At 35.5% G+C, this 17,775-nt stretch carries 16 protein-coding genes; 4 read left to right on the top strand and 12 right to left on the bottom strand.

Translation table 11 applies throughout. From position 1 onward, the window contains the following. Positions 1–9 precede the first annotated feature (9 nt). From ACP5P5_RS12135 to ACP5P5_RS12150, 4 genes are all read right to left on the bottom strand, one after another. Complete coding sequence (locus ACP5P5_RS12135) at positions 10–3,264, bottom strand: TonB-dependent receptor (RefSeq protein WP_428286381.1); 3,255 nt, start codon at positions 3,262–3,264, stop codon at positions 10–12. Positions 3,265–3,472: 208 nt separating this feature from the next. Then, positions 3,473–3,895 (bottom strand): thiol-disulfide oxidoreductase DCC family protein, encoded by a 423-nt coding sequence (locus ACP5P5_RS12140; RefSeq protein ID WP_428286382.1) that lies wholly within the window; start codon positions 3,893–3,895, stop codon positions 3,473–3,475. Between the two features lie 64 nt (positions 3,896–3,959). Then, positions 3,960–4,682: a YebC/PmpR family DNA-binding transcriptional regulator gene (locus ACP5P5_RS12145; protein ID WP_428286383.1), complete on the bottom strand. Its 723-nt coding sequence runs from the start codon at positions 4,680–4,682 to the stop codon at positions 3,960–3,962. 208 nt (positions 4,683–4,890) lie between these two features. Next, positions 4,891–6,381, bottom strand: a complete 1,491-nt coding sequence (locus ACP5P5_RS12150) for an amino acid permease (RefSeq protein ID WP_428286384.1) — start codon at positions 6,379–6,381, stop codon at positions 4,891–4,893. Between the two features lie 294 nt (positions 6,382–6,675). Here ACP5P5_RS12150 and ACP5P5_RS12155 point away from each other — a divergent pair, with 294 nt between their 5' ends. From ACP5P5_RS12155 to ACP5P5_RS12170, 4 genes are all read left to right on the top strand, one after another. Further along, entirely contained in the window at positions 6,676–7,920 is a 1,245-nt protein-coding gene (locus ACP5P5_RS12155) for a dicarboxylate/amino acid:cation symporter (protein ID WP_428286385.1), read from the top strand. A 13-nt stretch (positions 7,921–7,933) separates the two neighbouring features. Further along, positions 7,934–8,611, top strand: a complete 678-nt coding sequence (locus ACP5P5_RS12160) for a DedA family protein (protein ID WP_428286386.1) — start codon at positions 7,934–7,936, stop codon at positions 8,609–8,611. Positions 8,612–8,703: 92 nt separating this feature from the next. After that, positions 8,704–9,921, top strand: a complete 1,218-nt coding sequence (locus ACP5P5_RS12165; RefSeq protein ID WP_428286387.1) for an MFS transporter — start codon at positions 8,704–8,706, stop codon at positions 9,919–9,921. A gap of 108 nt (positions 9,922–10,029) precedes the next feature. Then, on the top strand, positions 10,030–11,040 hold the full coding sequence (locus ACP5P5_RS12170) for a glycosyltransferase family 9 protein (protein WP_428286388.1): 1,011 nt from the start codon (positions 10,030–10,032) through the stop codon (positions 11,038–11,040). Positions 11,041–11,084: 44 nt separating this feature from the next. Here ACP5P5_RS12170 and mdh read toward each other — a convergent pair whose 3' ends face one another. From mdh to ACP5P5_RS12210, 8 genes are all read right to left on the bottom strand, one after another. Beyond that, the gene (mdh, locus tag ACP5P5_RS12175) at positions 11,085–12,014 is read right to left on the bottom strand and encodes a malate dehydrogenase (RefSeq protein ID WP_428286389.1); all 930 of its coding nucleotides are present in this window, start codon (positions 12,012–12,014) and stop codon (positions 11,085–11,087) included. Positions 12,015–12,051: 37 nt separating this feature from the next. Further along, positions 12,052–12,558: a TlpA family protein disulfide reductase gene (locus ACP5P5_RS12180; protein ID WP_428286390.1), complete on the bottom strand. Its 507-nt coding sequence runs from the start codon at positions 12,556–12,558 to the stop codon at positions 12,052–12,054. A 217-nt stretch (positions 12,559–12,775) separates the two neighbouring features. Continuing rightward, the gene (locus ACP5P5_RS12185; protein WP_428286391.1) at positions 12,776–13,123 is read right to left on the bottom strand and encodes a hypothetical protein; all 348 of its coding nucleotides are present in this window, start codon (positions 13,121–13,123) and stop codon (positions 12,776–12,778) included. A gap of 160 nt (positions 13,124–13,283) precedes the next feature. Further along, a complete protein-coding gene (locus ACP5P5_RS12190; RefSeq protein ID WP_428286392.1) occupies positions 13,284–14,066 on the bottom strand; it encodes an ABC transporter ATP-binding protein in 783 nt (260 codons plus the stop codon). Between the two features lie 12 nt (positions 14,067–14,078). Continuing rightward, on the bottom strand, positions 14,079–15,290 hold the full coding sequence (gene lysA / locus ACP5P5_RS12195; RefSeq protein WP_428286393.1) for a diaminopimelate decarboxylase: 1,212 nt from the start codon (positions 15,288–15,290) through the stop codon (positions 14,079–14,081). A 47-nt stretch (positions 15,291–15,337) separates the two neighbouring features. Beyond that, the gene (gene scpB, locus ACP5P5_RS12200; protein WP_428286394.1) at positions 15,338–16,075 is read right to left on the bottom strand and encodes an SMC-Scp complex subunit ScpB; all 738 of its coding nucleotides are present in this window, start codon (positions 16,073–16,075) and stop codon (positions 15,338–15,340) included. A 42-nt stretch (positions 16,076–16,117) separates the two neighbouring features. Next, positions 16,118–16,996: an ATP synthase F1 subunit gamma gene (gene atpG / locus ACP5P5_RS12205; protein ID WP_428286395.1), complete on the bottom strand. Its 879-nt coding sequence runs from the start codon at positions 16,994–16,996 to the stop codon at positions 16,118–16,120. A gap of 82 nt (positions 16,997–17,078) precedes the next feature. Beyond that, positions 17,079–17,543, bottom strand: a complete 465-nt coding sequence (locus ACP5P5_RS12210; protein ID WP_428286396.1) for a DUF6992 family protein — start codon at positions 17,541–17,543, stop codon at positions 17,079–17,081. Between the last annotated feature and the right edge of the window lie 232 nt (positions 17,544–17,775).

The following is a 17,775-nucleotide window of genomic DNA, read 5'->3' on the forward strand; positions in this document are numbered from 1 at the left end:
GTGAATCAATTAGAAAATGTATCTGATTCCAAATTGCATTTGCCATCTGGATGGTAAATCAGGACTGGTTGTAAATGTACTTTTTTGAGAGGGATCGAACTGATATATAGATTTACCGGTATTATCGGTTCCTAAATAAGTAATAGGTTGATAATAACCGGTAGCACTGGCATATTTTCTCAAACCCCAATTACTACTAATTAAATTGCCAAGATTTATAATGTCCCAACTTAATTGTATGGTTCTTTTTTTATTACCATCTTTTATAATAAAGTCTTGTAAAATACGCATGTCAACTTCGCTAAACCAAGGTGTAACGCCGGCATATTTGCCTGTGTATTGTCCACGATGTTTTCTTAAATATTTATCCTGCTCTATAAAAGCTTCGAGTGCGGCACCTTGTTGAGCAGCACTTTGAATGTTACCAAAAGCATCAGTTAAGGATGCAAAATTCATGTTATTGATTTCAGCTTTTGTAGGAACATACATTAAGTCATTGAAACTTGAACCATCCTGATTTACATCTCCACCATATACATAAGAAAAACGATTACCGCTTGACCAGTTGGCAAAAAATGATATGGTTGTTGCATGCTGGTTTTCTTTTCCATATTCAAATTTTTTAATCCCTGCTAATACAAAACGGTGTGTATTACCATATAATGATGGTGAACTTACTGCAATATTAGCATTCCCTAGAACGGGGTTCCTATCAAATGCATCCCCTGAAATTTCAGCTGAAATGGAGCTTGCATCATTTGCTGCCAAATAATTATATGAACCAGTGAGAAATAAACCTTTTTTAAATGTATGTTGCATCTGGAAAGTTGCATTAAATGAATTGCCTACTTTTGTATTGGTAAAAACATAGGTGCCTGTGCTTCCTTTATCTGATGGATTATAGATGCTTCTATTATCACCTGTTCCAGAATTTAAATGGCCGGTAGGAGTACCTAATCCATAATCTCTAACCATCATTGCATTTACATCTTTTGTGTATGCCACATCTATTGTGAGAATAGTGCTTGGGGCTACTTTATAATCAACACCTAAGCTTGATCTCCAAATTTGCGGCCATTTGAAATTATTGGAAGTTACATTATAGTATCCTGAAAAGGGATTGCCAATGGCATTACCGAGCCATACAAATGGAAATCTTCCTGTAAAGAAACCTGTACCACCGCGTAGTTGAACAATTTTATCACCATTTATATCCCAATTAAACCCAATTCTTGGCGACAGCAATGCAGTGCCGTTAGGCATACGTGTATTATCAATGGTTTGTCCCGGCCCGTTTTTTACTGGTACACCTTCGGGATTATATAATTTCAAATTATCTGTATTGGCAACAGTTGGCGAACCACTGGTATAGCTTCCTGCAAAAGTGCCATTACTATTCATATTGGGGCTTGTATAACTTGCTTTTGATGGATAGTAAATAGGCTTATCAATCCTTAAACCATAAGTTAATTTAAAGTTTTTTGCTACTTTCCATTCATCTTGTGCATAAGCAGATAGCTGACCTACTGTTAAATAATACCATACCCATTTATCTGCTGCAGCTCTGTTTTTTGCATAAGTTACATCTACATCAAGTGGGTAGGCTCCAAAAATTACATTGCCACCAATTGGAACCTGTGTTTTGAAAGTGTTGATATCTATTGGGCTAAACAACGATGGTCCAAAACCTAACAAATTAAATGAATTACCAAACTTAAATTGTTCGTATGAAGCACCAAATGTTAATGTATGTTTTGCAAGAATTACATTGAAATTATCCGTTAATTGTAAAGCATCTTGATTTAATACATTGTGAATTGAAAACGGTTCATATCCCGCCACTATATATGGAACGCCATATTTTGTAATATTTAAAACAGGAAAGGGCGTTGAAAATGCATTACGGTGATCTCTGAATAAAGTATAAACTGCCCTGAATTTATTGGCAAAAGTGCTATTGAAATTTGATTTTAATTCTAATCCAAAAGAATGTAATTTATTAACCATTTGATACCCTGAATTTCGGAATTGCAGTGTAATGGCATCAGGACCTCTTCGGTTGATGGCATTGGGATGTGCAGGTTTTTCCTGTGTAGCATCTAAGCCATTGTATGTAAACGATAATGAATGCTGCTCATTAATTACCCAGTCAATTTTAGCCAGCCATTTGTAATTAATTTGCTTTAAATTAAAACCCTGGTAAGGGCCTGTAACATAACCAAAGCGATTGAATAAAATTTTGCTTACGGTATCTAAATCAGACTGTAATACCCTTGATGTTGTTAATCCGCCGGCATTAGAAGCATTTTGTGCTACATAGGCGCTGGCCTGATCTTCTCTTTGTTGAGTTTCAAAATTAACAAAGTAGAATAATTTATTTTTTTTAATGGCTCCACCTAATGAAGCACCTCCCTGAAAATCGGTTAAGGAAGGAATACTGAATTTTGTACCTTCTACTTTATGGCCGGTTAATGTTTGGTTTCTGTAAAATCCATATACTGTACCGCCAAATTTATTGGTTCCACTTTTTGTAACAGTATTAACACCGGCACCGGTAAAGCCGGCTTGTGTAACATCGTAAGGGGCAATATTTACTTGTATTTGATCAATTGCATCTAATGATATAGGTTGGGCACCGGTTTGTCCACCCGGAGTGGGTGCATCTAATCCAAACGGATTATTAAAAACCGCACCATCTAATGAATAATTGTTGTATTGTCCGTTTCTTCCAGCAAATGAAGTGCCGTTATAACCTTGTGAAGCAGATGGAGTTAATCTGGTAAAATCATCTGCCGATCTAGATATTGTAGGAAGCTGTCTTAATTGTCTGGAGTTAATATTTGTTGCTGCACCGGTTCTGTTTTCATTAAATATTTTTGAACTTGCTGAAGAAACTACCACATCATTCAATTGATTAATGTTGGTACTTAGTTGTACTGCAACACTTGTATTCTGACCCAGATCAAGAAAAATATTGCTTTCTGTTTTGGTGGTATAGCCTGTATAGCTTGCTGTTACATTATACGGTCCGCCAACCCTGAGATTGGGTACTTCAAAACTTCCATCTGATTTTGTAATAATTCTTTTATTAATTCCCGCATCAGGATAAGCAATAGTTACAACTGCACCCGATAGTGGTTTACCCTTTTCATCTTTTACCGTACCACTGAGTATTGCCGTGGTAATCTGTGCTGTGAGTGTAATAGCGCTTAAAATAGATAGTGCTAACAATAGCAATGGTTTCAACAAGTAGTTTTTAATCATTTTGCAAGGTTTATTGAATAAAATAATGTAAAGTTAAAATTACCATTTTGTTAATTAATTTTAACTAAACTTTACTGCCTATTTCAATAATCTTGTTTTTGCAATAATTTTGTGCATTAGGTGTGGAAAATATTATTATTGTTGATACAAAAAAGAAATATTGATAAAATTTTATGTTTAATTATGTTGTATTAGTAGACTAATGCAGCTATTCAATAAATCGATTTCTCCATTTTTCATCGGGTATGAAGCAGATATTTTTTTTCCCAAACCAACGGTAACGGTTTGCTGCAATATAGTTGTAAATTTTATCTCGGATGAATTTGGGAATAATCCATCCAATTGCCAACAAGTTTATTGGAAATTTTAACTCAGTGGCAACTTTTAATGCGGCTGTTGATTGGGTGTATATTTTGTTGTTTTGTAAAAGAATAAAACTGCCGAAATGTTCTAAGGGTAGGTTGTATTTTAGTAAAATATTTTTCCCGAAATTACTTTGTAAAGAGGCAAATTGAAATAGTTGTTTTGAATCATTACGCAGTACAAACAATACTGAATGGCTGCACAAATTGCAAACTCCATCAAATAAAATAATAGAATTACCGGATGAAGATTTATTAGAAGTTGTCATGATAAAATAAAAGAACAAAAAAACAGAGATAGGGTTTAGCTATCTCTGTTTAAAAAAAGGGTTATTAACCCATATTGTGAAACACTTTTGTTACATCTTCATCTTGCTCCAATCGTTCAATTAACTTACTTACTTCTTCAGCTTGCGCATCGGTAACAGGAACAGTGGTTGTGGGTATCCATTCTAATTCGGCACTAATGGGTGTAATACCTTTATCTTCTAAAGCTTTTTGTAGTTTACCAAAATCAACAAAAGCGCAACGCAATACTACAATATTGTTGCCTTCATCATCAGTGCTTTCGCCCATTTCTTCTAAGCCATAATCAATTAATTCCAATTCAAGCGATTCAATATCTAAATGATCGGGTTTTAATTTGAATACACCCATTTTTTTGAATTGAAAACTAACGCTGCCGCTGGTGCCCATGGTGCCACCTCCCTTATTGAAATGGCTTTTAACGTTTGCTACTGTGCGTACATGGTTATCGGTAGCTGTTTCTACTAAAATTGCTACCCCATGAGGTCCATACCCTTCATATAATATTTCATCGTAGTTAGAGGCTTCTTTACCCATGGCCCGTTTAATGGCTGCTTCTACCCTGTCTTTGGGCATGTTTACGCTTTTGGCATTTTGTACACAGCGTCTTAGGGCGGGGTTGGTTGTGGGGTCGGGGCCACCGGCTTTTACGGCAATTACTATTTCCTTACCTATACGGGTAAATTGTTTTGCCATGCGGTCCCAGCGGGCAAACATGGTGGCTTTCCTTACTTCAAAAATCCTTCCCATAAAATAATCAATAAACGTTTATTAAATAAGTTGAGCTGTTAGTAATGGTTGCAAAGCCGGCTCCTTTATGCAGGAACGATGAAGTGAGTGACACAACAGGCGATGCCCAAAGTACCGACAGCCAGTAACAAAAAAATTGTTGGCAAATTTAGCGGTTAAGGATGGTACAACAAAAAACCCCAAATAATTGGGGTTCTTTGTAAAGTTATTATATTTTTTTTTCATTAAAATCATCAGACTTTGGTAAGATATCGGCAGGTGAATTTAATTTACTGTGTTTGCGACTATAAGTAAAGTATACAATAATACCCAAAATCATCCAAGTAAAAGCAGCTTTAAGGGTTTCGGGATCAAGGGCAATAATCATTCCCAAACAAATAATGAATCCTAAAATGGGAACTAAGGGAACTAACGGTGTTTTAAAAGGACGGTGTATTTGGGGTGATTTAACACGTAAAATCCAAACACCTAGGCTAACTAATAAAAAGGCAAATAAAGTACCAAATGAGGTTAAGTCACCAGCTACATTACCCGGAACAAAGGCTGCAAAAATGCCCACAAATACAAATAAAATCCAGTTGGCTTTGTATGGTGTTTTGAATCTGGGATGTAAGTCGCCAAAAGCTTTAGGAATTAATCCATCATTACTCATGGTATAAAAAATACGGCTTTGGCCCATTAACATTACTAATATAACAGAGGAAAAACCCGCTAAGATGGCTACTGTTACAGCGGTAGCTAACCAGCTATAGCCTGTCATGTAATTTTGTATGGCATAAGCAACTGAAGCTTCTTTACCTGCATGTGCAAATTCACTCCAGTTGGCAACACCGGTTAAAACATGGCCAAATAGTATGTATAAAATGGTGCATATAACTAATGAGCCCAAAATACCAATAGGCATATCGCGTTTTGGGTTTTTGGCTTCTTGGGCTGCGGTACTAACCGCATCAAAACCAATGAAGGCAAAAAACACAATAGCAGCACCGCCTAAAACGCCACCCCAACCATGTTTAAAGTATCCGGCATGTCCGGGAGCATCGGCAGGTATTAAATAAGGGGTATGGTTAGCAGGTTTAATAAACTGCCAGCCAATGGCAATAAATGCTATAACAATGGCTACTTTAATGAATACAATAATCATATTAACAGTGGCAGACTCTTGCATGCCACGAATTAATAATAAGGTTAATGCTAATAAAATGAATAAAGCGGGCAAATTAATAATACCATGTTCCCCTTTTAATGATGTTTCAAATGGCGAATGGCACCATTCGTAAGGAATTTGCCCTCCCAGCAAATTATTTAAGTACTCGCTCCAGGCAATAGATACAGTAGCTGCACCCAAAGCATATTCCATAATGAGTGCCCAACCAATAATCCAGGCAATTAATTCGCCCATGGTTAAATAAGAGTAGGCGTAAGCGCTGCCTGCAATGGGAATCATAGAGGCAAATTCAGCATAGCATAACCCTGCAAAGGCACAGCCAACGGCTGCAATAATGAATGATATAGTAACTGCTGGTCCTGCAGCTTCGGCGGCAGCTGCTGCTGTTCGAACAAATAATCCTGCGCCAATAATGGCACCAATACCTAAGGCAATAAGGTTACTTGCTCCCAGCGTTCGTTTTAATCCTGATTCACTATCGGAAGCTTGTGCAAGTATACCTTCAATCGATTTTTTTCTAAATAAACTCATGGTACAGTTGATTAGGTTTTACAATTTTCGGATTGGCAAAATAGGCATTTAATTGATTGGATGCAGTAAAACTTTATGAATTACAGGTAAGTATTACATTTTTGTACAACATTTATTAATTAAGAATTGGAATGTATTGGGTACGCTAATTTTGGTCTTATTTGTGATATTCATGTTTACTTAAACACAATTATCAATAGTTTATACCTATATTGCCGCCTTGAAAAGGGCTAAACAAACTATTGATGAATGGTTTAGTAAACCTGCATACTTTGCTTGATTGATACAAACCGTATGAAAAAAAACAGATTAACACTTTACATTTTAATTGCCATGTTTTTGGGCATTGGTGTAGGCTACATAGTTAATAAAACAGCCACACCAACTTTCATTGCAACTTTTGCACCTAAAGTAAATTTATTAACTACTATTTTTTTAAGGTTAGTGCAAATGATTATAGCCCCACTAGTATTTAGTACGCTGGTAGTGGGCATTGCTAAATTAGGCGATTTAAAAACAGTAGGGCGTGTGGGTGGTAAAGCTTTGTTGTGGTTTATTAGTGCATCTTTTGCTAGTTTATTATTGGGCTTATTATTGGTGAATATTTTTAAACCCGGCCACGGCATACATTTAACTGTGCATGATGCAGGGAATGCCAAAGATGTAATTGGCAAAACACAAAGTTTTTCATTAGAAACTTTTGTAATTCATGTTTTTCCAAAAAGTATTTTTGAGGCCATGGCTTCAAATGAAATTTTACAAATTGTAATTTTTTCAGTTTTCTTTGGTATTGCTACAGCCGCATTGGGCGATGCAGGTAAAGTAGTGATAAAAGGGTTAGATGCAGTGGCTCATGTTATTTTAAAAATGGTGGCTTACGTTATGGCCTTTGCGCCACTAGGCGTTTTTGGTGCCATTGCTGCGGTAATTGCCACTAATGGTTTGGAAGTTTTTAAGTTCTATAGTTTTTATTTACTATACTTTATTTTAGGCATTTTTTTATTATGGGCCTTATTATTATTGGTAGGGCTTTTAATCTTAAAAAACAGATTGCCGGCTTTATTAAAAAGAATTATACAACCGTTAATTATTGCATTTAGCACCACTAGTAGTGAAGCTGTATTTCCAAAATTAACAGAAGAGTTAGAAAAATATGGCTGTAATAATAAAATTGTAGCCTTTATTTTGCCATTAGGTTACTCGTTTAACTTAGATGGCAGTATGATGTATATGACCTTTGCCAGTTTAGCTATTGCTCAAGCTTATGGTATACATTTAGACTTAGGCACACAGCTAACCATGTTAATTGTATTAATGTTAACCAGCAAAGGTATTGCAGGTGTGCCACGTGCATCGTTAGTAGTTGTAACGGCCACTTGTGCCATGTTTAATATTCCCCCCGAGGGCATTGCACTCATATTACCAATAGATCATTTTTGTGATATGTTTAGAACGGCAACCAATGTGTTAGGCAATGCATTGGCCACTTCGGTAGTTAGTAAGTGGGAAGGAGCATTGGAATATGAACAAGCGGCCTAAAACGTTTTTTATTATGAATATATTATTATCCTCATTTGAGTGGCATCAGTTATTACAACCCCAATTTTATATTGAACATGGAGGGCTTTGGGTATTATTGTTTATTGTGTTTGCTGAAACAGGTTTGTTCGTAGGATTTTTTTTACCGGGTGATAGCTTATTGTTCGTTGCCGGTATATATAGTAATATGTTAATGCATTCATTTATTGATACACAAAATAGCTTTATTAATTTGGTATTATTGATTATACTTATATCCCTAGCGGGAATATTAGGGAATGCTACGGGTTATTGGTTTGGCCGAAAGGTGGGTCCAGCAATGTACAATTGGAAAGATAACTTTATATTTAAACAACATTACTTGCAACAGGCGCACGATTTTTATGAAAAGCATGGCGGTGGAGCTATTATTTTTGCCCGCTTTGTACCCATTGTACGCACCTTTGCCCCCATAGTTGCAGGTATAGTGAATATGCATCAAAAAAAATTCACTTTTTTTAATGTAATTGGTTGTGTGGCTTGGGTAATTGCTATGGTTGCCGGTGGGCATTACTTAGACAAATTTTTTATTGAAACCTATCAGTTCGATATTAAAAAGCATTTGGAAATTATTGTTTTGGTAATTGTTTTGGTAACCACTGCACCCGTTTTATTCAAATTATTCTTTAGAAAAAAAAATAAACAGCATTAGCTGCACTGAACTGCAAGCGCAAATTCCAACATCAATTTTATTGCTACCTGCATTTTATTTATATTCATGCTTTTAAAACGAGAAGCATACCTATGAATCAAAAGCAATATGGTATTTTATCATTGCCTGTAATTGTTGGTGCATTAGGCTATTTTGTAGATATATACGATTTATTATTGTTCAGTATTATCCGTGTTCCCTCTTTAAAATCGTTTGGTTTAACCGATGCTGCCATTGCTGCCGATGGATTATTTATTTTGAATATACAAATGATTGGGCTTTTATTGGGTGGCATATTATGGGGCGTATTGGGTGATAAAAAAGGGAGATTGAAGGTATTGTTTGCATCTATTATTTTATACTCACTGGGCAATATTGCCAATGGCTTTGTACAAACCGTTAATCAATATGCATTGGTGCGTTTTATTTCCGGTATTGGCCTTGCTGGCGAATTGGGTGCCGGTATTACTTTGGTAAGTGAATTATTACCAAAAGAAAAAAGAGGAATTGGAACCTCGCTAGTGGCAGGTATTGGGCTTACCGGGGCTGTTTTCGCATTTTTTATTAAAGAAGAATTTGAATGGAGAACTTGTTATTTTATTGGAGGCGGATTGGGCTTGTTATTGTTATTATTACGCGTTGGTGTTTTAGAATCTGGTATGTTTCAATCCTTACAAAATAAAAATGTACGTAAGGGCGATTTTTTTATGTTGTTCTCTAGTCGAAAATATTTTTTCAAGTATATCAAAGCTATTTTAATTGGTTTACCAACCTGGTATGTAATTGGAATTTTGATTAGTTTTTCAAAAGAGTTTGGTGCACACATGCGCATTAAGGGAAACATTGACCCCGGAAAGGCAGTGATGTATGCTTATGTAGCTATTTCAATTGGTGATATTTTGGTTGGCTTTTTAAGTCAGTTGTTGAAAAGTAGAAAGCAAGCTGTTTTAATATTTTACGCTATTACTGCCCTTTCTATGATATGGTATTTTAACTTGTATGATGGTACTGTAAATACACTTTATTTGGTATCTGCCATACTAGGCTTTGGTACCGGATTTTGGGCCATTTTTGTAACGATGGCAGCTGAGCAATTTGGCACCAATATTCGTGCAACAGTGGCCACAACGGTACCCAATATGGTACGTGGCTCATTAGTATTGGTTTCCTTATTGTTCACTGCATTGCAAACTTATAGCAGTTATGTAACCAGTGCATGGATAACAGGAATTGTAGTAATGATAATTGCTCTGCTTGCATTATTATTTACAGAAGAAACTTTTCATAAAGATTTGAATTATGTTGAATAGGAAGTGAAGGCTTCATTGTCAATTTAATTCATTAATAGCAACACATTTATTATTTCGAACTTGTACCAATGTGTATGAAATGAATGTGTTGTTGGATAAATTTACGCTATGAAAATATTGGTCATTCGTTTTTCCTCAATTGGCGACATTGTTTTAACTACTCCAGTTTTTAGGTGTTTGAAACAACAATTGTCCGATGTTGAAATTCATTTTGTGAGTAAAATTCAATTTAAAGCTGTTACTGAGGCCAATCCCTATATTGATTATTTTCATTATTATGAGGGTAATTTGTCACTATTAATCAAGCGGCTAAAACCTGAGAACTTTGATTATATAATTGATTTACATAAAAACTTTCGTTCATACAAAATACGTCAGGCACTACGTACAAAAGTTTTATCGTTTAAAAAGTTAAGTTGGCAAAAGTGGTTATTAACCCGTTTTCATATCAACTTCATGCCTGGCCGCCACATCAGTTTGCGATGTTTGGATGCACTTGCCCCATTGGGTGTATATGATGATGGTAAAGGATTAGATTATTTTATTCCACCACATGCAGTTATAAAAGCAGGCGATTTACCGGTTTCGCACAGTGCCGGATATATTGCCATTGTTATTGGGGCATCTTACTATACAAAAAAATTACCTGTTGAAAAGCTGCAACAGTTATGTTCATTGCTAAACTATCCAATAGTATTGGTGGGTGGGAAAGAAGATGCCGCCATTGGGGCCTTAGTGGCCGATATTGACGAAATAAAAGTTTATAATGCCTGTGGCAAATTTTCTCTTCATGAATCGGCTGATATTGTACGGCAAGCCCATCTCGTTATTTCGCACGATACCGGATTATTATATATTGCCTGTGCTTTTCAAAAAAAGGTTTTAGCAGTTTGGGGAGGCACATCTCCTGCATTAGATGTAGCCCCTTTTTATGGAACAGCATTTAATCATGAGCAGTTAGAAAATTTAGCTCATAATTATGTAGTACCTAATTTATCGTGCCAACCTTGTTCTAATTTTGGAACACGTACTTGTCCAAAAAAACATTTTCATTGTATGGAATGGCAAGATGTTACAAAAATTGCAGCTGATGCTTTAGAAAGTGTATCAAAAAAATAAGCCTCATAAAAGTTTACGAGGCTCAATATTTAGTAAGGCAATTATTATAATGTTTTTAATACATCATTCATGCTTCTAACTGCTGCAGCACTTTTCGCAAAAGCGGCTTTTTCCTCTTCATTTAAATCGAAATCTATAATTTTTTCCCAGCCATTTTTGCCAATAATAACAGGTACACCCAGGCAAATATCTTTTTGACCATATTCGCCTTCCAAGTAAACGCAACAGCTTATTAATTTCTTTTCATCACGTACAATGCTTTCAACCATTGAAGCACAGGCAGCACCGGGTGCATACCATGCAGAAGTACCAATTAATTTGGTTAAAGTAGCACCGCCTACCATCGTATCATTAATAATTTGTTGTTGTTTTTCAGCTGATAAAAATTTGGTTACAGGCACACTATTCCATGTAGCCATGCGGATCAAAGGAATCATAGTAGTGTCACCATGACCACCTACAACTACTGCATTTAAGTCGGCAGGGCTACAACCCAAGTGTTGACTTAATTGGTAGCGGAAGCGTGAGCTATCCAATGCGCCACCCATACCTATAATCCGGTGTTTGGGTAAACCTGTTGCTTGTAGGGTTAAGTAGGTCATAGTATCCATTGGGTTGGATATAATGATGAAAATTGCATTGGGAGAATACTTCAAAATGTTTTCAGCTACACCTTTCACAATACCGGCATTTACGCCAATTAGTTCTTCTCTGGTCATACCAGGTTTACGAGGTAAACCTGAAGTAATTACAACTACATCTGAGTTAGCAGTTTTAGTATAATCGTTTGTACTTCCGGTAATACGGGTATCAAAACCTAATAATGCAGCGGTTTGCATCATATCTTGTGCTTTTCCTTCTGCAATACCTTCTTTAATGTCTAATAATACCAATTCCTGGCAAAGTTCTTTCCTGGCAATATTATCGGCGCAAGTAGCACCAACGGCGCCTGCACCTACAACTGTAATTTTCATAAATGTATATTTAAAAATTAGTGAATAAAATTTATATTTAATTTAAGTGTAGTGCTTCCATAATTTCCTGAGGGGAAGCGCCTTGCCTAAATTCTTTTACAAACTTGCCTTGCTTATTGTACAAAGCTATGTAAGGTGTAAATTCTACTTTATAAAATGCAGGAATAAAATATTGAGGATCTCTTCCGGCAACAATATTCTTGTATTTGCTCAATCCATATTCGTAATAAAACTTTTTAATATCCGGAAAAGGGTGGTAGCTTACCCAAACGAAAAATATATTCGATAAACTATCCATTTTTTTATTCAACTCTTTGGCTTCGTACTGGCAGTGACCACACTCTGGACTAAAATACACAATAGCCACAGGAATATTTTTGGGTATTGAGCGGTTAGTAAACCAAGTACTATCAGTACTTAAAATTTGAAAAGAAGGAATGTTTGGATTTTTTAAGTAAGGTGGTAAGCTGTCGGTGTTTTGCTGTGCATTTGCCATAATTGGATAAAGGCAAATCATAGTGAAAGCAATGAGAAGCTGCTTCATGTAAACTATTTTTAAGAGGTTTTAAATAAACGCACTATTCAAGTTTATTAAAATGTAAAGATACGAATAGCTGCATTGCCACTTATTGGCTTTGCAAAATTAATTGAGAAATGTTGGCTATATTGTTAAAATAGGCTTTGCATTTTTGGGGCATAAAAAAACCTGCAAAAATCATTCAAGTGATTTCGCAGGTTTGAACAACTAAATACCTCAACATTTATCCCTTATGTGCCATATTTTGTCTGTGAATTTGGCGGTCGGCACGTTTAATGGGATGCTTAACTCCCTCGCTTTGTAACTGATTTTTGTCTTTATTAATGTCTTTTTGATCGGAATGAATGTCTTTGGTTAATTTTTTAGCTCTGGCTTTATTGCCATTCTCAATAGCCTCTGCACGTTGTCTTTTGTCTTTTCTTTCATCTCTGATATCGTGGCGCATATCTTTCATGCCTGATTTTACTGCAGGGTTTTGAGTAGTTGTTGTACTACTGGTTGTGCCTGTTTGTGCCATTGCTGCTACGGTAAAAAATAAGCCGGAAGCAAGTAAAAAAACTGTTTTTTTCATGAGTTTCATTTTTTTTGTTTTTTAAAAGTGGTTTTATTTACAGACTTGTAGCAAACGCAGAAGTTTATTTTGTAACTAATAATTTTTTTAAAAAGAATTATTGCAAAAGCTAAGTAAAGAATACTTACTTAGAAAAAATTACTTACGAAAAAGGGGGTAGTTATAGCTGCTTTTTTTTCGATGCTTCAATCATGCGCATTTCTTTGGCATCTTGTAAAAACTCTGATGCAAAAATAAAGTTGTTTAATAATGTATCTTTACTAAATATAATGTCTTTATTGCTTCCTTCCCATTGTTTTCTACCATTGTGCAGATATATGATATGATCGCCAATTTCCATTACACTATTCATATCGTGTGTAACCACAATAGTTGTGGTTTTAAATTCATGTGTAATATCTTTAATTAGTTTGTCAATAAGTAGTGAGGTTTGAGGATCAAGCCCTGAGTTTGGTTCATCGCAAAATAAATATTTGGGATTCAATACAATGGCTCGTGCAATACCAACACGCTTTTTCATTCCGCCACTTAATTCGGCTGGATATTTTTTATTGGAACCTGATAAGTTTACTCTAGCCAGTACCTCATCCACTTTTTTTTGTTTTTCACCCATGGTTTGCTTAGAAAACATATCAAGTGGAAAACGAACATTTTCTTCAACAGTTTTAGAGTCGAATAGTGCAGAACCTTGAAAAAGCATTCCTATTTGTTGTCTTAACAATTTTTTTTCGTGTTTATTCATGGTAAGCATGCTTTCACCACTGTATAAAACATCACCTGAGTCGGGTGTAAATAAGCCAACAATACATTTTGTTAAAACTGTTTTACCACTGCCACTAGTACCAATAATCAGGTTGCATTTACCTGCTTCCATTTGGGCACTAATGTCCTCCAAAATGGTTTTATCGCCAAAGGCTTTACGTATGTGGCTTATTTCAATCATAAGGAAAAATGCTTATAGAATAATTAACTGATTTTTCAACAGATCTTCGAAACTATCTCTTTCTCTTATTAAATGTGCTTCATTGTTTAATACCAATACTTCTGCGGGTTTAAAGCGACTATTATAATTGCTACTCATTTCAAAACCATAAGCACCGGCATTATAAAAAACCAATAAATCGTTTTCTCTAACTTCATTTAAGGGTCTGTTCCATGCAAATGTATCGGTTTCGCAAATATAGCCTACAACGGAATAGTGATGTAATGGTCCATCAGGGTTACTAATGTTTTGTATGCGATGGTAAGCATCGTAGAACATAGGGCGTATTAAATGATTGAATCCGCTATTTACACTAACAAAAGTAGTTGCTGATGTAGGTTTAATTACATTTACCTGTGTAATGAAATAACCTGCTTCGCTAACCAAATATTTACCAGGTTCAAACCAAACAGTTAACGGTTGGCCATTGGGGTTAGGGTGCACCGCAAATGCTTTTTTAACTGCTTCGGCCAATAGTTGAATATTGGTTCCTTCCTCTTGTTCTTTATAAGGTACTTTAAAACCACCACCTAAATCAATGTAGGAAAGGTGTTGAAATTTGGATATTAAATCAAACAAAACTTCTATGCCTTCTACAAAAATAGCCACATCTTTTATTTCACTTCCGGTATGTATATGTAGCCCTTTTATAATAAGGTTAGTTTGATTAATTACGTTTATAACTTCATCTATTTGATCAATAGGAATACCGAATTTGCTTTTATTATGCCCGGTAGAAATTTTTAAATTACCGCCGGCCATAATATTGGGACGCAACCGAATGCCAACGGGGTAAGTATTGCCGTACTTTTTACCAAATTTTTCCAGGTTGGCAATGCTATCAATATTAATGTGTACACCCGCTTCTGCGGCTTCTTCAATTTCGTTGAAGGCAATACCATTTGAAGTGTATAATATGTTGCTGGCAGGAATTCCGGCATATAGTGCCAGTTTTACTTCATTAATAGAGCTACAATCAATATTACATCCTAAACTACCAATGTATTTTAAAATGTTAACATTGGTTAATGCTTTGCATGCATAAAAGAAACGGGTGTTTATGCCTTCAAATGCTTGTGTTAGTTGTTGGTATTGCGCTTTAATTTTATCCGCATGATACACATAAACCGGTGTACCATATTGCGTTGCAATAGATAGTAATGTTTGGTTATTCAGTTGCTGCATTTTGCGAAGATACAGCTTGAATGTAATGTGAATAAGCCTGGATTGTTTTATTCCTCAGAATTTTTAGAAGAATCTTCTTGTTTGTTTTCTGAATTTTCATTGTTGGTATTGCCATCATCATTAATCAGCAATTCACCCTGTTCATTTACAACAATGGTACTATTTTCACTATCTTCTGCTGAAGCGGTATTGCTGGTAAAATCTTCAGGTTTAATAATGGTAGCGTTCATGGTTTCATCGGCTAATACCTCTTTAATTTTAGGTAAATCATTGGGTGAATTAATGCCAAAATAATCCATGAAATTTTTTGAAGTTGTGTATAGTAAAGGCTTACCTGGAAGCTCTTCATTTCGGCCACTTATTAGGATAAGTTCTTTTTCTAAAAGTTTTTGAACACTATAATCGCTGTTTACACCACGTATAGTTTCAATTTCACCTTTAGTAATAGGTTGTTTGTATGCAATAATGGCCAAGGTTTCTAAAGCTGCATTGGATAAGCGTTTTAAAAACTTATCGCCATTTAATTGTACAACAGTTTTGTGATAGGCTTTTTTTGTTAAAAACTGCCATCCACCGCCACTTTCAACAACTTCAAAAGCGTAAAATTCCGATTGGTATTTTTCTTTAATAGCTTCTAAGGCTTGTTCTACCTGTTCGGACATTATGCGTTCCTCCATAAACCCCAAGGCGTTATTCACTAACTCTACCATTTCGGCAGCAGTTAAGGGCTTTTCGCTGGCAAAAATTAAAGCCTCTAAATGGGGTATAATTTCACTTAGTTCCACAAATGCTTAGTTGTTAAGGGCTACTAAAATAACATTTTTTTCTTAACCTTGAAGTGCAGCCGCACCACTTACAATTTCGGTTAATTCGGTAGTAATGGCAGCTTGGCGTGCTCGGTTGTATGATATACGCAATGATTTTAATAGTTCATTCGCATTATCACTAGCCTTATCCATAGCAGTCATTCTTGCGCCATGTTCACTTGCATGCGCGTCTAAAACAGCTTTATACAATTGGGTATTTAAAATTTTAGGCATTAATTCAGTTAATAATACCTCTTTTTCTGGTTCAAAAATAAAGTCAGCCTTTTGTTTACCCGATTGTTCAATTTTTGGAATAGGTAAAAATTGTTCAGCAACAAAACGTTGTGAAGCAGCATTTTTGAATTCGCTGTATACAATTTCAACTGCATCAAAAGTTTTGTTTACAAATGCATTCATAGCGGCCTGAGCAGCTTCTTGTACTTGTTCAAAACTAAGATGGAGAAAAATATCTTTGTAGGAATCATTTGTGTGATATCCTTGCTTGCTTAAACTTTCATATCCTTTTTTCCCAATATTCCAAATACTAACGTTTCCTTTTTTGTATTGGGTAGCATATTTTTCAGCAATAATTTGCTTGGTAAGTTTAACTACGTTTGAATTATAAGCACCACATAAACCTCTGTCGCTGGTAATGACAATTAACAATACTTTTTCAACAGGGCGTTCCTCAGCTAAAGCTAATGAGGTGCCACCTTCCATATTACTCACAATATTGCTGAGCATTTCCTGTAATTTATTGGCATAAGGACGCATTTGAATAATGGCATCTTGGGCTCTGCGCAATTTAGCAGCACTTACCATTTTCATGGCTTTCGTAATTTGCTGCGTACTTTGTACACTTTTAATACGGTTACGTACTTCTTTTAACTGACCAGGCATAGTTCAACTTTAAATTGGCTGCAAAAGTAGCAGATTGAAGTTAAATTCCCATCCTTCCCTGAAAAACTACTTAAAATTTTAATTACAGGTGCCAAACCAAGCCCACACCATTATTGGTAGGTTCAAAATTTAATTGGTTTAATTTTTTGCCATTTTGGTGATGGTCAAAGTATTGAATTAGGTCAAAAATGAGTAAAAATCCACCCTGAACCATTATGCTGGTTCCATACCCCTCGGTTTGTGGATTGTTAACGCGTAAACCATGCTCTTTAAGGTACAAGCCTGTTGTAATGTATGCGGCATCTAAGCCGGTATTCAGTAATAGCAATTTTTCTATATTTTGTTGTTGTTGCCAATTTTTTTGTGCCGATATAGTATGTTTTAAGGCTCTTTTGGCACTCAAAATCCCTATGCCGGCAATTGCTGCATTAGCTATATTCCAATATACATTCATTTTAAAAAATGCTTGTGTGCTACCGGTAGTACTGGCTGCACTAATGCTACTTTGAATAATGTTTACACCAGCCCAGGCACCCAATATTGTCATGTTTTTTTTTATAATATTCTGTCGGTTTTTATAAACACTATCTGATAATTCCTGATATGGGCTCGATATTTGGGCAAAGCTCTTTTGACAAAAAAAAACAAGCCCGCTAACTAATAATAATTTGTAACAAAAATTTAATGACCTGTCCATACAATATTTTTGTTTATAAATTTGAAATTATGGGTCTTCAAAATAAAAACTCAATTCGTTAAGTATTTGATAAAGCAGTATT

Origin of the sequence: Hydrotalea sp. (assembly GCF_049968455.1) — a bacterium.
Lineage (GTDB): Bacteria > Bacteroidota > Bacteroidia > Chitinophagales > Chitinophagaceae > Hydrotalea.